Source organism: Paenibacillus sp. NPDC058367 (genome assembly GCF_042723305.1).
Classification (GTDB): Bacteria; Bacillota; Bacilli; order Paenibacillales; family Paenibacillaceae; genus Paenibacillus_AQ.
Genome location: NZ_JBHXIZ010000005.1, coordinates 263054 through 280249, shown reverse-complemented (window position 1 = coordinate 280249; position 17196 = coordinate 263054). Strand labels below are relative to the sequence as shown.

Here is a 17196-nt window from a genome sequence, read left to right as displayed (position 1 = left end):
TGGACAAATCCGACTTATTAATTGCTAGGAGGACCGCATGACCTATTTGAAAATAAATGCAGATATACCTGTTCATTTTACTGCGGCAGGTGAATTCATCTCAGAAACGCCATGGAAGCATGTAGAACGTGCAATGGGCAATTATGAGCTAATCATAGGCGTGAATGAAACGGTTTATTTAAATGAGGAGACCAAAAGCTTCGAAGTAGGCCCTGATGAAGCTCTTTTGCTTATGCCTAATCGCACGCATGTCGGCTATAGAGAATCACGACCCGGGGTTAAGTTTTATTGGTTTCATTTCGAGCTGAAAAGCGAGGGGGTATTGCTGAGTGAGGAGGAAATGAAGCCTGAGGCGGAAAAAATCTTTTCGCGCACACAGCGCTTATGGTCCGTACATGATCTATATCTACCACAGTTCATAAAGATCGAGCACAGTGACCGGATTCATATTCTGGCGAATCAAATCCTCCATGTAGCCAACTCGGGATATTTGACCTATTCCAGTGTTAATTATTTGTTGACCTCACTCTTAATTGAGCTATCTGAGCATGCACTTCAGCCGTTCGCCAGTAAGCTAATCCGTGCGCAGCAAGATGTCACCTTTGTAAAAATAGCCGAGTGGACAAGAATACATGCAAGCGAACCTCTTACGGTGGCAATCATCGCGGAGAAATTCAATTACAACAAGGATTATTTAGCCCGGCTATTTAAACAGCATACCTCGATGGGACCCTTGGAGTATATTCATTCCGTACGTGTGACTAAAGCGAAGGAGCTGCTAACCAGAACCGCCCTCAGCGTGAGGGAAATCGCGACAGAGACGGGGTTCACCGACGATAAATATTTCATGCGCCTCTTCCGAAAATACGAAAACATGACACCGACCCAATATCGTAACGCCTATCATAAGACGTTTATGAATAATGATTGAAGAAAAGAAGCTACCTCTAAGTAGCATTCACTACTTTTGAGACAGCCCCTTCTCTAACTTACAATCTTTATATTATTGAATCGTTTGCGAAGAAGAATTCCATCGCCAGCGTGGAGTTGATCCTTGCAGATGCACCCCTCCATACCATTCATCGATTCCTTTTTTCTGAACCCAGTCTTCATTTCCACCCAATACACTTTTGCCTAGCTCGGTTAATGCAAGCTCGCAGTCTTTGAATGGCATTACTGGATCGTTATAACCAGGAAAATCATTGAACCCATAGGTTTGCAGTAACGGATATGGATCTTGTGCCATCTGTCTTAGAATATGCCAATATTGCAGATCACCCATGCCTAAGATATGAAGTTTATCTCCCACATTTTTGAACAACCCGTAAGGGGAGTTAATTCCAGCATGAATCATCTCCAGAGTCATCTGTTCAACAATACCAAGTCCATTAGAGGTCGATGGGAACCGAGATAAATGCGCTATGAAGGCGTCATATGCAAATGGCAATGCGGACGTATCCTTAGTTAGTAGCTGTTGTAATGATTCTGGATTCGGTGATACATAGGCTTCCCAGAGTTCTTGGCCTACCTTTAGCTCCTTGTCGCCGATTAACTTCCACGTTCCTGATAAAGTCTCCATTTGCTCTACAGATAGTTGTCCAAGTCCTCGAAACAGCTCAATGCCAGGATATTCTCCAATGCACAATAAACTCAGCTTCGTGGATCCCTTCTTCTGCTTCGAGAACCAATGGAGCAAATAGCACAGCATCGTCTGATCGAATAGATCATGCTCGAACCATAATACAACTTCATCATATTTATGAAAATCAGCTAAGATCTTTTCCTGTTCCTTACTACTCTGTATAAATTCCTTCTGCGGAATCCCCATCGTTTGTTCTAAATAATGCGCTCTTACTAAGCGGTTATTCTGTTCCGCAGGCTCTAAAAAGACCGGCCCATGCGAATATACCTCTCTCCACACTAGTACATCACCTTTCACGATTCCTTGCCGCAGCTTCTCTCCCACTACATCTCCATTTACAATGTGAAGCACATCTTTTCCCCCTTCGTACAAATGGTTGAATACGGAAAGAACATCTGCCACAGGCAATGCACCTTTCAGTTTGCGGCGGGCATCAAAGAGTCGTTTCTTCAATACCGGGACTGAAGTCCCCAGAAAGTCAGCAATCTCTTGAAGGGAATATCCCTGAAAATAATATAATTGAACGGCGATCCGCATATTGGATGTCAATGCAGCTATAGACTCGTGAAGCAGTCGCCGCGCTTCTTTTTTCTCAATAATGTCCGCCACACTAAATGAAGATTCTGTCGCTTGCGCAGCTTCATCGTAGGGTAATGCAGGATGCTGCTTTCTTCGCAAGATACGATAACATTGCCGCACCACAATAGCTTTAAACCAGCCCGGGAATGCCTCTACTGCTCGTAATTTATTCAAATGCAAAAAGGCTTCTGTGAAAGCTTCTTGCACAGCATCCTCCGCTAATTGGTAATCGTGGAGCTTTTCATACGCAACTGCATTCGCCATTGGTGTAAAATGCCTAACGATCTGTTCAAAAGCTTGACGATCTCCTCGCCCTGCCTCTTCAATATACTGAAGCATACCTTCGCTCGCTCCCTTCTTCCGTATTATATACAAGTGCCAATGAAGTCCCCAAAGGTTACGGATGTGATTAAAAAAGTCAGATGTTATTTATTTTCCCCTATTACATCCTTTGCAATCTCTAAAGCTGAAGAGGCTCGCGGCCAACCTGCATAAAAAGAAAGGTGAGTGATGGCCTCCACGATTTCTTCAAGTTGTAAGCCGTTCTCTAAAGCCAAGCGCAAATGATAGGGGAGTTGTTCCGTCATGCCCCCCATCACCAAAGCAGAAATCGTAATCATGCTACGATCCCGAAGTGATAATTGCTCCCGTCTCCATAAGTCCCCAAATAACACATTTTCCGAGTAGTCGACGAATGCTGGAGCGAACTCCCCTAACGATTCCCGTACATTTGTGACGATTTTCCGATGCGCCATATTACACCTCCCTAACCGGAGGTTGTAGCATTTGAGCAACACCGTTACCAAACGACCAATCTTCGAATTCCGTATCGACGAGCACAATGAATATATCTTCTTTTCTGATGCTTAGCGTCATCGATAATTCCTCGGCTAACATCGCGTAAAAGCTTGTTTTCTGCTCCGTCGATCTTCCTGATTTTAGCGTAACTTGGATATATATCAGTCCGTCGCTTCGTTCAATATTTAAATAATCTTTACTATAAAAAAATTCCCCCGCTTTATGCGCATGAAAAACCTGAAACAGATCATCCTCCGGTACATGGAAATGCTGAATTAACGCGCTCATAATCGCTCTACATATTCCTTCTAGCTGATGAATGTCATAATGTTGCTCCAGATAACTGACTCTAATGAATGGCATTTTAATTCACTCCTTCTTTGGAATTCTTTTATTGTACTCTCAGTATTTCGATTTATATAATTGAATAAGATAATAATCTTAATCAATTATACCGATAGAGGTGACAGTCGATGGATCTAAAAGAACTGATGGCTTTTAAGACCATTCTTCAAGAAGGCACTTTCTCACGCGCTGCCGAGAAGTTGAATTATGCGCAGTCTACCATTACCAACCAAATTCAACGACTTGAAAAAGAACTGGGCATACAACTCTTTCACAGAGGCTGGGAAGTAGAACTGACAAGTGCTGGGCAAGTTTTTGCAGCGGAAATCGATAACCTTATTCAACATTGGAACTATGTATCAGAACTCACCAAAGCTTTACAGAATGACGAAATTGGCACACTTCATATCGGAGGCATTGAATCCATGATGGAATCCGTCCTACCGAACGCCTTGCGAAAGTTTCAGGAGCAAAAACCAAAAATGGCATGTAACTTCATTCAGGGTAACACTGATTCGCTCTCACAACTTGTTCTACAAAGTGAACTGGATTTCGCCATCTGCGGTGAGCCGTCCGACCTGTCTTTCTTTTATTTCGAACTCCTCTATCACGAGAAAATCGCTTTTATAGTAGATGAAAATCATCCTTTAAGCGGACGAGACGATATTTCATTTCGAGAAATTCTTGAATATCCAATTATAGCTGGAGGACGCACTTGCTTATATTACCTTCGGTTAGCTAAGCAATTTTCGAGATTCGAATCAAAGCCCACTTTATCAACCATAAACCAAATTTCTGCTATTCCTCATTTTGTAAGAAAGAACCCTGGGGTGGGGGTAGTGCTTGATTCGACAGCATTAATGACAGATATCGTAAAAATAGATGTTGAACTAAGCGAGCCGTTCATTCAAGTGGGTATATTACAGCGGCGCAACCGAGAATATCTAGCAACATCATCTAAAAAACTAATCCTACAAATCATAAAAGAAGAAATTGAGAGGATTAGTAACGCTAATCCTACGCTCCACATTTGAACCTCAAGCTAGTTCCATATATGATAGCTATATCATTGTTCTCAGGGAGGATTCACCCAAGTGGCTGTATTAATTAACGAACAAATTAGAGCATCCGAAGTAGTACTTACTGGACTTAGAGGTGAGAAGCTGGGGATTGTGTCCAGAGAAGAGGCGCTGGCCATGGCTCGTTCAGCAGGTGCTGATCTGGTATGTACCTCACTAATGAGCAGCCCACCGCCCTGCAGCCTAACTGCAAAGGGCAAAGCAAAAGCGGCCGCGCAGAAAGAAGCAGCCTCAGCACGCAAGGCTAGTGGTGGCTCAGCAGTAAAGGGCGGCAGCAAGGAGAAGGTCAAAGAGCTCCGCTTCACGGCTCATATTGAAGAGCATGACTACGATACGAAGCTCCGTCAGGCTGAGAAGCATCTCCGCTCCGGCAAGCCGGTGCAATTAGTCGTGAAGGCATCCGGCGCCAAAGAAGCGGCTGCCTCCAAGGCCGTATTGGAGCGACTAGTGACTGACTTGAAGGAAGTTGGAACGAAGGACACTGGCATCCAGACAGGCGGCAAAGGTTCACAGGTGAAATTAAATCCACGGTGAAGAGTGGCCTATTCGCTCCGATCAAATAGAGCTAGTAAAAAGGCCATCCTCTGTGGGATGGCCTTTCACTTCATAGGCAATGTTCTTACTCACTCTTAAGCATTCACTTTAAACATGATTGCCCATTAATCCCCTCGGGCGATAGTTCATGCCGCCAGCATAAAGGTGGGAGACATCTCCTAGTCCAATACATCTAGGAACCGCAAAGTGCTCGCTACGCTCTTCAAACAAGATCGTCGTTACCGAGCTTGGCGCTAACCAAAATACGGACCAAGCCAAAGCTAAAGGAATCTGTAATAAATGAGCTAGCCATGCGAGACCAAAGCCACCATGGCATACTACTCCAATCTTCTTGGTAGAAGGCTCAAGGATCCGATACAGGCCATCTTCTCTTTTATAATGGTGTCGGAGTAAGAATTGATCTGAAGCCGCTTGTAATTCGCTGAACCGCAATCTGTATTCCTCTTGCTTTAACCAATGATCTGTTTCATCAGACCATACTCTCTTTCCACTCGATAGTTCGCTAATATGTTCTCCGGGGCTATCCCAAATAGACGACAATTGCCCATCTAACATAATCTCTGTCCAATCCAGTTCACAAGTCCAAGGTTCTGTCTGAATTACAAGTCCCGTCTCTTTGGCCACATAACTGGCTGTTGTCTGTGCTCTACCCAGTGGTGAAGCATATAGTTCATCCAGACCGATAGATGCCATGCGTTTTCCTAGTGCTGCTGCTTCCTGATGCCCGAATTCTGTTAGACCATCTATGGAATAGTCCGGGTCACCATGACGAATCAGAAATATTTGCATAATAATGCCCTGCTCCCCTCAAATCCAGCCTTTTTCCTCTGCCAGTCTTACCGCCTCAATTCGACTTTTCACTTCCAGCTTATTGAGTATTTCTGAAATATAATTGCGAACAGTTCCATAAGAAAGATGTAGCGAAAAAGCGATCTCCGCCGCCGTTTGCCCTTCACCAGCCAGCTTTAAAATCTCTCGTTCCCGTGCTGTTAGTGGATTCTCTTCCCGCAGGCTACCAAAAACTAACTCGGGGGATACCTCCCGATGTCCAGCCATGACACGGCGAATAGATTCAGCCAGCTTATCTACAGGCTCGTCCTTCAACAAATACCCTTGTATACCAGCCTTCACTCCACGCTCGAAATAGCCCGGACGGGCAAAGGTAGTCAAGATGATAATTCGAGTCGGACAACCTTTACTCCGCAATATTTCTGCAACCTCCAGCCCACTCTTGAACGGCATTTCAATGTCCATGAGACATACATCCGGCTGAAGCCTGTCGATTAAAGCTAACGCCTCAGCTCCATCACAAGCCTCTCCGACGACTTCGATATCATCCTCAAGATCCAGCAGCGATGCCATCGCTCCCCGAAGCAGACGTTGATCCTCCGCTATAACGATGGTTATCATGCACTCTCACCTCCTGTTGCTTCCTTAACGATTAGAGGGATCATAACGATCAGCGTAGTTCCCTGACCTTCTTCTGAGCTTAGCGACAGAGAGCCATCAATCAGGGATAGACGTTCCGCCATCCCCTTCATACCATTTCCATCACTAAGCCCACCATTACATCTCTCACCGTTCTGGAGGCCAATTCCGTTATCTTTAACGGTAACTCGAACTTCTCCGGCGGTCTTTACCACCCCGATGAAGCATTTATCCGCTCTACTATGCTTCACAATGTTAGTCACTGCTTCTTTGATACAGAGGCTGAGAATATTTTGCGTCAGATCGGATACTCCCTCTAGCGAGATATCCCCTTCCACTTCCAAGGCAATCTCCGCCGTGCGCAGCATCTCCCCGGTTTCTGCCAGTTCTTCTGCTACTGAGATCGCACGCATTTCCGACACTAGCTCACGTACCTGTCGGAGCGCAGCCCGCGAAGTACGCTGAATTTCCCGCGCTTCCTCTTGGGCTCGCTCCGTATTTTTGGTCACCAGCTTCTCTACGAGTTGGCTTTTTAATGTAATTAAGGACAGCGTATGCCCGAGGGTATCATGCAAATCACGAGCGATTCTCATGCGTTCCTCACGCTTCACCAACTCTTTAATCACCTCATTAGCTTGATCTAGCTCTTTCTCCAGCTTCTGATGTTGATGCATGGATCTTACGCCGAATGGCATAATCAGCATAATAACGATAAACGGGACTAAGAACATAATACTAACCCATTCCAACTCACGGCCTACTAAGACCAGCACCGAAAGTACCATGACCACAAAAGAAGTAAATGCAATTTTAAACCCTTTATTCTCCGTATAATAAGCTATAAAATTCACGGTGAAAAAGCCCATATACAGATTAAAGGGCGTATAGAACAAGCTAAGCACCACGATGATCACCATTTGAGTCGTTAACCAAACATTAAACACGCCACCCCGAACCCAATACAGCTGGCGATAGCTGATGGCAAACACCGCTATCATAATCCCACCTAGAATGAGCTTCACTCCAGTCTCCCCGCGCAAATTCAGGATGGGCAAAATCAGATATACAGCCCATACATAAGGGAAAAACCCCTGACTTCTCGGAAATAACTGGAACTTTCCACGCTCAGTCATTACTTTACACCGCTTCCTGTTTTTTTCGAATATAAACCGATAGTAACATAAAAACTACCAAATATCCGAGCAAAATCAAGACATTACTCCAATGCGGGGCTGAACCACGTACAATCTCCCACGCCCCATTTCCATAGTTATAAGAAGGTAACCAATGACCAATCTTCTGCATTAAACGTGGTAAAATCTCAATTGGCATCCACATGCCCCCCGCTACAGCAAGCGCCATATAAATCACGTTACTGACTCCACTAGCCGTATCTACCCGTTTCATAGCACCCACAAGCGTACCAATCGCCAAAAATGGAAGGGAACCGATCAGGATCCAAAGCCCACTAAGCACCCATTGACCCGCAGATAAGGAGACACCGTTGATTAAATATCCTGCGGCAAAAATACAAATGACCGAAAACAGATGCATCATCGTTTGCCCGAACATTTTTCCGAAGAAATAGACGGAACCCGGTAGCGGGGTAATCCGAATAAAGGTAGTCCAGCCTTGTGTTCGTTCTTGCACCAAACGAATGCCAAGCGTCATGATCGCAGAGCCCATTACACTAAAGGTTGCCATCGACATTAAGTAGTGAGCGCGCCAAGTCGGGTCATCGTTACCTGTATTAACCACGCGGGTGAAGATGAAGTAGAACATAATGGGCATGAGCAATGACCAGAATACGTAATAAGGATTACGGACGATCCTCAGCATCTCGGCTTTACACTGTACAGTAATTAATCTCATCTTTAGATAGCCTCCTCTTGGTTCATGGTCAATTGTTCAAAAGCGTCATCCAAACGTCCCTGATCTATACGAACATCCTTCACGGGAAGTCCAGTAACAAAAATCGCTCGCAGCGCTTCATCCGTATCGTCTGTCGTCACATGAATTCGGCCCTCTTTTTCATAACAACCCTCAATAGCGGTTAGTTCCAGCAGGCTCCTGCGTAATTTTGATCGATCACCTATTGGCAAAAAGGACAGCGAACGCTTCACAATCCGCGATTTAATCTCATCTGGACTTCCGTCTGCAACTAAATGGCCTTTGCTAAACAACAGAATACGATCCGCAATATCTTCAGCTTCCTGCAAGTAATGTGTCGTGAACACAATCGTCTTGCCCTGCTCCGCAAGTCCACGAACCGTATCCCAGAACCGCCGCCGGGAAGTAATATCAAGTCCAACCGTAGGTTCATCGAAAAAGATCAGCTCTGGATCACCAGCCAGGGCCAGCGCGAAGCCTAGACTACGCTTTTGACCGCCCGAGAGCTTCTCGGCGTATCTATTCAGATCCGCTGGCGCAAGCCCTGTAGCTTTAATTAGAAACTCCATATCCATCGGCTGTGGATAATAGCTACGGATCAGAGCAATGATCTCCCGAACCTTCAGCCGATCCATCACACTGACCTCTTGCAGCATCGCGCCGGTCTTTTCACGTACGATTTTATCTTTTGGATGTTGTCCAAATATTTTCACTGTACCTTCAGTGGGCTCTAATAGCCCCAATAACATTCCCAATGCCGTTGTTTTGCCTGCTCCGTTCGGTCCAAGAATAGCTGTAATCGAACCCTTGGCAATGTTGAAGCTGATATTATCTACTGCTTTCTTATCCTTATATAATTTGCTAACTCCATTCATCTCAATAACACTGTCCATTTCGTAACCCCTCCGATTCCGAATGCGTTTGATCTATTTCAATCATATGGAAAAAAGAGACCTGACATTAGTATGGACTGTCATTTCTTTAAGATGACAACTGTCACCTTCATGCCTCAGGGTACGAAAAAGAGGTTGCCCTATCCGTAGTATTAACTACGAATAGAGCAACCTCTTTAAGCGAAAACGCTAGATTACCTCTTGAAGAATCCTTTTTCGAGCAGGAATTCCTTCATATGCATTCGCGCTGGCTGTGCCAGCCGTTCTGCCATAATCACCGACCAAGGTGTATCCTTGGCACCATGAGTCCGCTCACGCATATAGTCTGAAGAGACTTTATCGTAAGTCTTGACCTGCTCCACTGTGGTTTCGGCATTGTAGCGATTGCGATGTAGAACAGCCTCTAATGGCAGACGCGGACGCAGGCTTGAGGCTCCATCAGGGTAGCCCACACACATTCCAAATATCGGGTAAACCAGCTCGGGCAGTCCAAGCAGCTCAGAAACCTCCGCAATCCGGTTACGGATTCCGCCGATATAAACAATCCCGAGCCCGAGTGATTCCGCAGCCACAGCAGCATTCTGAGCAGCAAGCGCAACATCAACGGTAGCTACAATAAGGTTCTCCGTAGAATCTTCATACGATGTCTCTCCCTGCAAATGAGGTTTTGTCACCTCACGCAACCGATACAGATCCGCGCACCAGACCAAGAAGACTGGGCATTGTTCTATATAAGCCTGATTACCCGCTAATCCGGCAAGCTCTGCTTTTAGAGCCGGGTCAGTCACTGCAATAACACTATAGGCTTGTACACTGCTGGAAGTCGAAGCCATTTGGCCTGCTTCAATAATAGCTGCAAGCTGCTCTTCACTTACTGGCTTATCCTGATACTTGCGGACAGATGCATGGTTCATTAATAGAGATATTGTCTCATTGTTTTCTTGCACAGCGGCCACTCCTTACATAGTTAGGTTTCTCTTACAGCTTTACCCGCTGCAAACGAAGTGCATTCAAGACGACGGACACAGAACTGAATGCCATCGCAGCTCCAGCTAGCCATGGAGCCAGAAATCCGAGTGCAGCAATCGGTATACCTATTGTATTGTATGCAAGTGCCCAGAACAAATTCTGCTTAATATTACTCATCGTTTTACGGCTCATCATAATGGCATCGGGTATGCTCTTCAGATCTCCCCGCATCAGTGTAATATCTGCAGCCTCCATTGCTACATCCGTCCCTGTACCAATCGCCATGCCCGTATCTGCGGTAGCCAGTGCAGGAGCATCATTGATGCCATCCCCAACCATAGCTACCTTTGTCCCATTCCGCTGCAGCTTACGAACTTCCTCCGCTTTGCCTTCTGGTAGAACCTCTGCTAACACTTTTCGAATACCTGCTTGCTTCGCAATAGCTTCTGCGGTGATTTTATTGTCACCTGTAATCATAATGACCTCTATGCCCATCGCATGAAGCGCAGCTACAGCTGCTTTTGAGGTTGGCTTAATCGTATCCGCCACAGCGACAATCCCGGCAATCTCATCGTCCACCGCTACAAGCATAGCTGTCTTTCCTGCCTCTTCCAGTCTCTTCATGACTGGGGTCCACTCTGTGATGTCCAATTGATGATCTTCCATCATACGCCGTGTACCCACCCTAACTTGTTGATCGGAGACAACAGCCATAATTCCCCGTCCAGGTACATTATCAAACTGTTCAGCGGTGGGTAAGATCAAACCTCTGTCAGCGGCTCCTGCTACGATTGCTTCCGCAAGCGGATGTTCTGATAATTTCTCGGCTGCCGCAGTTAAAGCTAATAGACGATTCTCTGCACTTTCTTTACCATAAGCGGCAATTCCAGTGGTAGTCACGATATCAGTCAGCACGGGCTTACCATTTGTAACCGTACCTGTCTTATCCAAAACAACGATCTTAATCCCTTGTGCGCCTTCTAAATGCTCACCACCCTTGAACAGAATACCCAGCTCCGCAGCGCGGCCCGATCCCGCCATAATGGAGGTCGGTGTTGCAAGACCTAACGCACATGGACAGGCGATTACGAGCACCGCAATAGCTTTTTCAAGGGCATCGGCAAATTGACCAGGTGCTGCCCAGAAGTACCAGACCAAGAAAGTGATCATCGCAATGCCTACAACAATCGGTACAAAAATACCTGAGATGACATCCGCGATCCGCTGGATCGGCGCTTTGGAGCCTTGGGCCTCCTCCACTACTCTAATGATTTGAGCGAGTGCAGTGTCTCTTCCTACTTTGTTGGCTTTGATTCTTAAGATCCCATTCTTATTTAATGTAGCACCGATAACGGTATCTCCAGGTTTTTTCTCTACAGGAATACTTTCTCCGGTCAACATAGACTCGTCCACAGAAGAGGAACCCTCTACTACCTCGCCATCCACCGGCACCTTTGTTCCGGGCTTCACCAATACAATATCACCAGGAATCACTTCATCTGTAGAGATATTCATTTCCTTGCCATCGCGGATCACGAGAGCCGTCTTTGCCTGAAGCCCCATTAAGCTCTTAATGGCGTCAGAGGAACGTCCTTTTGCTAGCGCCTCGAACCATTTACCAACGAGGATGAGCGTGATGAGTACAGCACTCGTCTCATAATACATTGGGGCGGTATGATTCATTCCCTTCATACTTAATGAATCAATCGTCAGATAAAGACTGTAGAAATACGCTGCTGATGTCCCCAGTACGACCAACACATCCATATTGGCACTTCCGTTACGAAGTGCTTTATACGCGCCTACGTAGAACTGCCAACCGATGATAAACTGTACGGGGGTCGCCAGAACAAGCTGAAACCAAGGATTCATAAATAACTCCGGTGTTGGAATCCAGCTTGTGAATGAGAAATGACCTGCCATCGCCCATAACAATGGGAAAGAAAGAATAGCAGAAATGATCCACTTCCACTTCTTATGCTGAATTTCCTGTACACGACGATCCACATGATCCTTGCGGTCTTCTTTAAGAGTAGCTTTATATCCGATATTGCTTACCTTCTCCATGATCTCTCTTGGACTAATATTACCGGGAGTATATTCTACATGTGCCGTTTCCAGCGCTAAATTCACATTCACTGCTGCGATCCCCGGCGTACGACTCAACACTTTTTCGATCCGCGCCGAGCATGCAGCGCAGGTCATGCCTGATATATCAAAATCCGCGGTCTCTTTGACGGTATCATAACCAAGAGCGCGGATTTTATCTTCAATTTGTGGTAACCCTGATACAGAAGGATCGAATCCGACAGTGGCTTGTTCCAAGGCTAAATTTACATTTGCGCGAGAAACACCCTCCATCCGGGACAAACCTTTCTCAATTCGAGCTGCACAAGCAGAACAGGTCATGCCTGTAATCTGTACGGTCGCTTGCTGTTCATTGGGTGAAGCTGTTATTTTTAACTTATCCATGATTCCAAAGCCTCCTCATACCCCTATAGAGTATGATAATTTCTATAAAAAGAAAAGGCATTGGAGCTTATGGCATTCCCATACAGCTCCAAGCCTTATTACTTTGCTTCAAATTAAACTACATCATACCCTTGCTCTTCAATAGCTTCTTTAATAGCTCCAAGGCTCACCTTGTTCTCATCATACTCAACGGAAACTTTTTTAGCAGCAAGATCAACTTTAGCAGTAGCTCCAAGATTACCTACAGCCTTCTCTACAGAGTTGACACAGTGACCACAAGACATTCCTTCAACGTTTAATGTAGCGTTCGACATTATAATTACCTCCAGTAAATGTTATGAAGCCATGCTCAAGGAGCATTAGCTTATTATTTCATTAATTTGTTAACCGTAATTAGCAGCTCATCGATAACCTCATGTTCACCGGCTTCGATTCGTTCAATAATACAACTCTTCATATGCCCTTCCAGCAGCATCTTACCAACACCGTTTAGTGCCGCTTGAACCGCTGCGAGCTGATTGAGCACATCGTCACAATAAGTATCCCGCTCTATCATACCCTTTATCCCGCGGATCTGGCCTTCAATCCGGTTGAGGCGAGTATTCAAACCATTTTTGAAATCTGTCGAATGATGACTCATTCGTTCTCCAGATGCTGAAGAATGACAGTCAGCTTCGCAGGATTTCTCAGTTTGTTCTTGCTTACTAGTAGACATAAGAATCAACCTCCTTGCCAATAATATAATATACCCCCGTAGGGTATGTCAAGAGGCGTTCTTTATTTCCTTTCCCCCAAATCCCATTTTTTCAAGCTTAAACGCCTGCGGTGTCCTTATAAGGACGGTAAGCGTTTAAGCGAGAAATATAAGACATATAGTATTGTGTGAAACTTATACTTCTTATATTTGAAAAAAACTATTGCTACCCTATTCAAATTTGAATATAATAAATTCTGCTTCTAACCTATGAACATTTATTGAACGGATTTATCACTATTAGAAAAAGGAGCCTGCGAAGCATGCATACTAAAGAAAGTAATCTTAAACTCGTAGTTATCGGCCTGCTGCTCGGTATTCTGATGTCCGCGATGGACAATACCATTGTAGCTTCAGCTATGGGAACCATTGTTTCCGACCTTGGCGGTCTGGACAAAATCGTATGGGTCACTTCGGCCTATATGGTCATGGTAATGGCTGGGACCCCTATCTTCGGCAAGCTCTCGGATATGTATGGACGTAAACGTTTCTTCATGTTCGGGCTGATTGTATTCCTGATTGGCTCAGCACTGTGCGGTACTGCAACCAGTATTACACAACTAAGTATTTACCGGGCAATTCAAGGAATCGGCGGCGGTGCACTAATGCCTATCGCCTTCACCATCGTTTTCGACATTTTCCCTCCTGAAAAAAGAGGAAAGCTGACCGGCCTTTTCGGTGCGGTCTTCGGAATCTCCAGTGTACTCGGACCATTATTGGGTGCATATATTACCGACTATGTAGGCTGGCAATGGGTATTCTACATTAACCTGCCGCTCGGAATTATTGCACTTTTTCTGATTGCAACTTCTTACAAAGAATCGATCTCTCACGCTAAACAGCGCATCGACTGGGGCGGAGCCTTCACTCTCGTCGGCGCCATTATCTGCCTAATGTTTGCGCTAGAACTGGGAGGCAATCAATACGCTTGGGATTCCAGTGTCATTCTCGGCTTATTCGCCGGCTTCGCTGTACTCTTGCTGGCATTCATCCTCATTGAGAGAGTGGCGGCTGAACCTGTTATCTCGTTCGCGATGTTCAGTAAACGGTTGTTTGCAACAAGTAGTGTGACAGCCTTGTTCTATGGCTCTGCCTTTATCGTAGCCACCATCTACATTCCTATCTTTGTACAGGGCGTATTTGGCGGCTCCGCTACGAACTCTGGACTGATCCTCATGCCGATGATGATCGGTACGGTCGTGGGCAGTCAGACCGGTGGACTACTTACAACTAAAACCAGCTTCCGCAACATTATGATCCTATCCGCAGTCTGTTTTGTAGCAGGTGTCTACAGTCTAAGCACTTTATCACCAGATACCTCCCGTCTCATGCTTAATGTATTCATGGCCTTAACTGGATTCGGCGTGGGCTTCTCCTTCTCCGTGCTAAGCATGGCAGCTATCCATAATTTCGATATGCGCCAACGCGGTTCGGCAACTTCAACAAGTACCTTTATGCGCTCGCTTGGGATGACGTTGGGGATTACGATCTTCGGTATTATTCAGCGTAACAACTTCACTAGCAGCATTAGCGAAGCTTTTGGCGGAAGTGAGCAGTCAGCAGCCTTCGGCGATCCACGGGCAGCCCTGACACCTGAAGCAAGAGCCAAGATTCCACCTGAAATTTTAGAGAAAATATCTAGTGCATTGTCCTCTTCAATCGCACATACCTTTATGTGGGCCATGATTCCTGCCGTCCTTGGTTTAGTCTTTGTGCTGCTTATGCCAAAAGACCGCCTCACCATTCCGAGTAAAACTGCTCAGGCGTCCGAGGGTAAAAGGTAACGATTATGTCGATGAAATTGGCTATTCTCGGACTATTGCTTGAACGAAATATGCACCCCTATGAAATTACACTAGTCATGAAAGAGCGCTCCATGGACCGGATTACAAAGCTCCAGCTTGGGTCTCTCTACTATGCTGTCGATAAACTTGCACAAGATGGTTATATCGAAGCTTTAGAAGTGATTAGCAGCAGTGATCGCCCAGACAAAACCATTTACGGTATTACTGAGCAAGGTAAAAATTTATTCGAGCAGTTAATTCTACAGCAAATTAAAAAGAATGAGCCCTTCTATCATCCGATGTATATGGCTCTAGCCATGTCCCGTCATGTTGATCAAAACAAGGTGGAGAAGCTGCTCGAAGAACGTATTCGGGAAACCGAACATCAGGTGAATCTGGCTTATCAGGTATATGAAGAACATATTCCTATTGTTCCTCGTTCCGCCCTTCATCTCATGTACGGCACCTATGAACACACCCTTATTGAACTAAAATGGCTACAACGTCTCTATGATGATGTTGTAGCACGCAAGTTGAATGACATTGGAACACCACTTAATACAGAGTAGAGTCCTTAGGACCTCTACTCTTTTTTTTTCGCTTTTGCAGAGACAATAAATACCACACTAGAATCTAAGCGTGTACAATATGTACGTGTACGCAATCATATTTTCCTAGGAGGAATCACAATGTTGAGAACGCTGCCTTTAAACAAGCGCGGTATACCAGCCAGCCGTATTGCTCTAGGTTGTATGGGATTTGGTGGAGGCTGGGATCATGAACCGATTACCGCCGAGAATGTTAAGCAAGGACATGCAGCCGTCGACGCAGCACTATCTATTGGTATCAATATGTTTGATCACGCAGATATTTATACCCGTGGTAAAGCCGAGAAGGTATTCGGTCAAATCTTTAAAGAACGCCCAGGACTCCGCAAAGAAATCATTATTCAATCGAAGTGCGGTATTAAGCTAATGGAGCCTGGAGACAGCTCTAATGTCTTTGACTTCTCAAGCCAGCATATTCTAAGCAGTGTAGATGGAATATTGTCGCGACTAGGAACGGAATATATTGATATTCTGCTGCTCCATCGGCCTGACCCCCTAATGGATCCAGAGGAAGTAGCTTCTGCTTTGCATCAATTAAAGGCAACAGGTAAAGTTCGTCATTTCGGCGTCTCCAATATGAGCGCAGCGCAGATCAAAATGCTGCAAGCCTATTGCGATGAACCTTTTATCGTAAACCAGCTACACATGAGCCTAGCCAAGCTCAGCTGGGTCGATGCTGGAATCAGTGTAAACCGTGAACCTTGGAAGGATATTACCTTTCCCGAAGGAACCCTTGAACATTGTCGAATGGAGAACATTCAGCTTCAAGCTTGGGGCCCACTCGCACAAGGCTTATTTAGTGGACGTTCATTAGAGGATCAACCAGAGAATATCGTCCAGACAGCTGCCATGGTTAAACAACTTGCAGATGAAAAAGGAACAACACCCGAAGCCATAGTGCTATCCTGGCTAATGACACATCCGGCAGCTATTCAGCCTGTGATTGGGACTGTGAATCCGCAGCGCATCGTTGCCTGCGCCGATGCGGACAAGCTGGAGCTTACTCGAAAAGAATGGTATGACCTATATGTTAGTTCACGTGGTACTCGCCTTCCCTAACTGAGCCCACAATTAAACTCGCAAGAATTCTTAATAGCCTAATCGTGCCTCTCGCATGATTAGGCTATTTTTAATACATTCCCCTCCTATGTATCGTTCTTTATTGCGAATAAAAATAGATATCAAGCGATAAACCGAGATAAATAGAGATAAATTAACATTTTTGTTCTTTATAGAGCACAAACGAGACTTATTGACAGTTTTCTTTTCAATTTATTCCATGTATTATTCATTACAGAAGTTGTTCTCAATAAAGAACAACAATAACGAACCAAAGTAACTCAAGACATTGAGGGGAGGTATTCCTCTGAGACCCAGATCAGCAAAAAGAAGACCTAAAC

The 17196-nt window shown here is 45.3% G+C and carries 18 protein-coding genes; 6 read left to right on the top strand and 12 right to left on the bottom strand.

Annotated elements, in window-relative coordinates; translation table 11 throughout:
* Positions 1–37 precede the first annotated feature (37 nt).
* Positions 38–931 carry a helix-turn-helix transcriptional regulator gene (locus tag ACFWMP_RS24550; RefSeq protein WP_379424915.1) on the top strand — a complete coding sequence of 298 codons (894 nt, stop codon included), beginning with the start codon at positions 38–40 and terminating at the stop codon, positions 929–931.
* A gap of 72 nt (positions 932–1003) precedes the next feature.
* On the opposite strand, the gene ACFWMP_RS24545 is transcribed toward ACFWMP_RS24550, so the two are convergent.
* The 3 genes from ACFWMP_RS24545 to ACFWMP_RS24535 form a co-directional block, all read right to left on the bottom strand.
* Positions 1004–2560, bottom strand: coding sequence for a sigma-70 family RNA polymerase sigma factor (locus ACFWMP_RS24545; protein ID WP_379424914.1), 1557 nt, complete (start codon positions 2558–2560; stop codon positions 1004–1006).
* A gap of 86 nt (positions 2561–2646) precedes the next feature.
* Positions 2647–2976, bottom strand: a complete 330-nt coding sequence (locus ACFWMP_RS24540) for a carboxymuconolactone decarboxylase family protein (RefSeq protein ID WP_379424913.1) — start codon at positions 2974–2976, stop codon at positions 2647–2649.
* A gap of 1 nt (position 2977) precedes the next feature.
* On the bottom strand, positions 2978–3382 hold the full coding sequence (locus ACFWMP_RS24535) for a tautomerase family protein (protein ID WP_379424912.1): 405 nt from the start codon (positions 3380–3382) through the stop codon (positions 2978–2980).
* 110 nt (positions 3383–3492) lie between these two features.
* Between ACFWMP_RS24535 and ACFWMP_RS24530 the strand changes: the two genes are divergently transcribed.
* Together ACFWMP_RS24530 and infC are read left to right on the top strand one after the other, a co-directional pair.
* Entirely contained in the window at positions 3493–4398 is a 906-nt protein-coding gene (locus ACFWMP_RS24530) for a LysR family transcriptional regulator (protein ID WP_379424911.1), read from the top strand.
* Positions 4399–4458: 60 nt separating this feature from the next.
* Entirely contained in the window at positions 4459–4977 is a 519-nt protein-coding gene (infC, locus tag ACFWMP_RS24525) for a translation initiation factor IF-3 (protein ID WP_339244450.1), read from the top strand.
* 108 nt (positions 4978–5085) lie between these two features.
* Here the strand turns inward: infC and ACFWMP_RS24520 are convergent, their stop codons facing one another.
* The 9 genes from ACFWMP_RS24520 to ACFWMP_RS24480 form a co-directional block, all read right to left on the bottom strand.
* Positions 5086–5787: a histidine phosphatase family protein gene (locus ACFWMP_RS24520; RefSeq protein WP_379424910.1), complete on the bottom strand. Its 702-nt coding sequence runs from the start codon at positions 5785–5787 to the stop codon at positions 5086–5088.
* Positions 5788–5805: 18 nt separating this feature from the next.
* Entirely contained in the window at positions 5806–6408 is a 603-nt protein-coding gene (locus ACFWMP_RS24515; RefSeq protein ID WP_042184310.1) for a response regulator transcription factor, read from the bottom strand.
* Positions 6405–7559, bottom strand: a complete 1155-nt coding sequence (locus tag ACFWMP_RS24510) for a sensor histidine kinase (RefSeq protein WP_379424909.1) — start codon at positions 7557–7559, stop codon at positions 6405–6407. Before ACFWMP_RS24510 ends, ACFWMP_RS24515 begins: the two co-directional genes overlap by 4 nt.
* A gap of 4 nt (positions 7560–7563) precedes the next feature.
* Positions 7564–8298: an ABC transporter permease gene (locus ACFWMP_RS24505; RefSeq protein WP_379424908.1), complete on the bottom strand. Its 735-nt coding sequence runs from the start codon at positions 8296–8298 to the stop codon at positions 7564–7566.
* 2 nt (positions 8299–8300) lie between these two features.
* Entirely contained in the window at positions 8301–9209 is a 909-nt protein-coding gene (locus tag ACFWMP_RS24500; RefSeq protein WP_076285144.1) for an ABC transporter ATP-binding protein, read from the bottom strand.
* Positions 9210–9403: 194 nt separating this feature from the next.
* Complete coding sequence (nfsA, locus tag ACFWMP_RS24495; protein ID WP_379424907.1) at positions 9404–10156, bottom strand: oxygen-insensitive NADPH nitroreductase; 753 nt, start codon at positions 10154–10156, stop codon at positions 9404–9406.
* A 31-nt stretch (positions 10157–10187) separates the two neighbouring features.
* The gene (locus tag ACFWMP_RS24490; protein ID WP_379424906.1) at positions 10188–12650 is read right to left on the bottom strand and encodes a heavy metal translocating P-type ATPase; all 2463 of its coding nucleotides are present in this window, start codon (positions 12648–12650) and stop codon (positions 10188–10190) included.
* Between the two features lie 113 nt (positions 12651–12763).
* Complete coding sequence (gene copZ, locus ACFWMP_RS24485; protein WP_042184300.1) at positions 12764–12964, bottom strand: copper chaperone CopZ; 201 nt, start codon at positions 12962–12964, stop codon at positions 12764–12766.
* A 53-nt stretch (positions 12965–13017) separates the two neighbouring features.
* Positions 13018–13290 carry a metal-sensitive transcriptional regulator gene (locus ACFWMP_RS24480; protein WP_231573462.1) on the bottom strand — a complete coding sequence of 91 codons (273 nt, stop codon included), beginning with the start codon at positions 13288–13290 and terminating at the stop codon, positions 13018–13020.
* A 377-nt stretch (positions 13291–13667) separates the two neighbouring features.
* Here ACFWMP_RS24480 and ACFWMP_RS24475 point away from each other — a divergent pair, with 377 nt between their 5' ends.
* From ACFWMP_RS24475 to ACFWMP_RS24465, 3 genes are all read left to right on the top strand, one after another.
* On the top strand, positions 13668–15188 hold the full coding sequence (locus ACFWMP_RS24475) for an MDR family MFS transporter (RefSeq protein ID WP_042184296.1): 1521 nt from the start codon (positions 13668–13670) through the stop codon (positions 15186–15188).
* Between the two features lie 5 nt (positions 15189–15193).
* Complete coding sequence (locus ACFWMP_RS24470) at positions 15194–15757, top strand: PadR family transcriptional regulator (protein ID WP_042184294.1); 564 nt, start codon at positions 15194–15196, stop codon at positions 15755–15757.
* Between the two features lie 120 nt (positions 15758–15877).
* Positions 15878–16855 carry an aldo/keto reductase gene (locus ACFWMP_RS24465; protein ID WP_379424905.1) on the top strand — a complete coding sequence of 326 codons (978 nt, stop codon included), beginning with the start codon at positions 15878–15880 and terminating at the stop codon, positions 16853–16855.
* Positions 16856–17196: the final 341 nt, after the last annotated feature.